The sequence below is a fragment of the Streptomyces sp. NPDC000880 genome, assembly GCF_053599675.1.
The window spans coordinates 1-2,238 of record NZ_JBSFMS010000241.1 but is presented as its reverse complement, the minus strand read 5'-3'; the positions used below and the strand labels follow the sequence as shown (position 1 = coordinate 2,238).

At 65.8% G+C, this 2,238-nt stretch carries 2 protein-coding genes; both read left to right on the top strand.

Going from position 1 to position 2,238, the window contains the following annotated elements; genetic code table 11:
- Window positions 1-121: 121 nt before the first annotated feature.
- A complete protein-coding gene (locus tag ACWDO5_RS35640) occupies window positions 122-1,714 on the top strand; it encodes an ISL3 family transposase (RefSeq protein ID WP_328724194.1) in 1,593 nt (530 codons plus the stop codon).
- 56 nt (window positions 1,715-1,770) lie between these two features.
- Window positions 1,771-2,202: a DUF4259 domain-containing protein gene (locus ACWDO5_RS35635; RefSeq protein ID WP_328724195.1), complete on the top strand. Its 432-nt coding sequence runs from the start codon at window positions 1,771-1,773 to the stop codon at window positions 2,200-2,202.
- The last annotated feature ends 36 nt before the right edge of the window (window positions 2,203-2,238 follow it).

The window sequence follows — 2,238 nt, the reverse complement described above, 5'->3', positions numbered from 1 at the left end:
AGGCTCTGGGCCACTTTCTGTGGTTGCGTACGCAGGGTGACTGTTGATCTTCGTGTGATGCCGGTTGAGTTCGCCCGAAAATCGCCCGGCTGGAATGCGGTGTGGTCGACAGTCCTTCGCCGTGAACGAAGTGCTGCCGCAGCTGGATGAGCTGTTGTTTTCCTCAGTCGAAGGCGTGTCCGTGGAGTCGGTCGAGGTGACCGACACGGTCGTCCGGGTCGAGGCCCGGACGACCGCCGAGCGGGCCGCCTGCCCGGGGTGCGGATATTGGTCGGTTCGAATACACGGCTCCTACCTGCGGTTTCCTCGCGACCTGCCGACGGCGGGCAAGTTCGTCGTGGTGTCGTTACGGGTGCGGCGATTCGTCTGTGGGGAGGATTCCTGCCCGCGCAAGACCTTCGCCGAGCAAGTACCAGGGCTCACCCGCAGGTTCGGGCGAAGGACCGAGCGGCTGCGATCGGCGCTGGTGTCGGTCGGACTCGCGCTCGCAGGCCGAGCCGGCGCCCGAATGACGGACGCCTTCAAGGTCCCGGTCAGCAGGAACACCCTACTGAGGCTGATCGCCTCGCTTCCGGACCCCGTCGCTGCCGCACCCCGTGTGGTCGGCGTGGACGAATACGCGCAGCGCAAGGGCCGTATCTACGGAACTGTGCTCGTCGACGTCGAAACACGTCGTCCCATCGACCTCCTGCCTGACCGGGAGGCGGACACGCTCGCGGCCTGGCTCGCCGAGCGGCCCGGCATCGAGATCGTCTGCCGCGACCGAGCCCCCTTCTTCGCCGACGGTGCCACCCGCGGTGCCCCGCAGGCCATCCAGGTCGCCGATCGGTGGCATCTCTGGCACAACCTGGGTGAAGCCGCCGAGAAGTGCGTCTACCGGCACCGCGGCTGCTTACGTCCTGTTCCGGCTCCGGATGAACCGCAGGAGGAGGAGCCGGCCACGTTGTCGCCCTGGCCGACAGGGCACCGGTTCGCCGAACGCACCCGCGTAAAGCACGCCACCATCCACGCCCTCCTGGCGGCCGGGCACAGCAAGCGATCCGTCGCCCGGCAACTCGGCATGACCCTAAACACCATCCTGCGCTTCTCCCGCGCCACGACCCCGGAGGAGATGTTCACTGGCCAGTGGCAGAGCCGTGCGACCAAGCTCGACGCCTACAAGCCCTACCTCGATCAGCGCTGGCAGGAAGGCTGCACCAACGCCTGGAAACTGTGGGAGGAGATCAAGGAACAAGGCTATCCCCGCGGTTACGGCAGCGTCCGCGATTACGTCAGCAGAAGTCTTCGCGGCAAGCCCCAACCGGTCGGCCCCCGGCCGCCATCGGCTCGCGCCGTCACTCGCTGGATCCTCACCCACCCCGACGCCCTACCCGAAGGCGACCGGCTCCAGCTCAAAGCCGTCCTCACCAACTGCCCCGAACTGACAGCACTCGCCCAACACGTGTGCTCCTTCGGCCACATGCTCACCAACCTGCAGGGCGACCAGCTGCCGAAATGGATCGAAGCGGCCACCGCCACCACCGATCTGCCCAGCCTTCGTCACTTCGCCCAGCACCTCGAACGTGACCTCGACGCCGTCATCGCCGGCCTCTCACTCCCGTGGAACTCAGGCGTCGTCGAAGGCCATGTCAACCGGATCAAGATGCTCAAGCGCCAGATGTTCGGCCGCGCCGGATTCAGCCTCCTACGCAAGCGAGTCCTCCTCGCTCCGTGATCGCGTTGTCGGTGCTTGATGCGAGGATCCCGGCGAAACGACGAAAGGAAATCAGCATGGGCACCTGGGACACCGGCCCCTTCGACAACGACACAGCTGCAGATTTCGCCAACATGCTGGACGATGCCGAGCCGGAAAAGCGTGAGGCCTTGGTCCGAGGCGTCCTCATCCGCACCATCGACGCAACTGGCTTCCTCGCGGAAGCGGAAGAGGCGGTAGCTGCCGCCGCACTGATCGCAGCGCAATGCCCTGGAGGTGAACCTGTCGACACCCCCTATGGCCCTGAAACACCCATGCCCATGTTTGCCACTGACCTTCGGGCCCTCGCTGACGAAGCCCTCGCCCGCATCGCAAGCGACGAGGCTGGGCCAGCCTCAAACTGGGTTCACCCCGAGGAGTGGAAGCAATGGCGCACGATGCTCAACCGCCTGCGCGCAGTGCTTGACCCGGCGCCGCCTGCCATCGCTCTCTTCGATGTCGAGCCATAACGCAGCGTCACTCGTCACAAGAAGTGGACCAGAGCC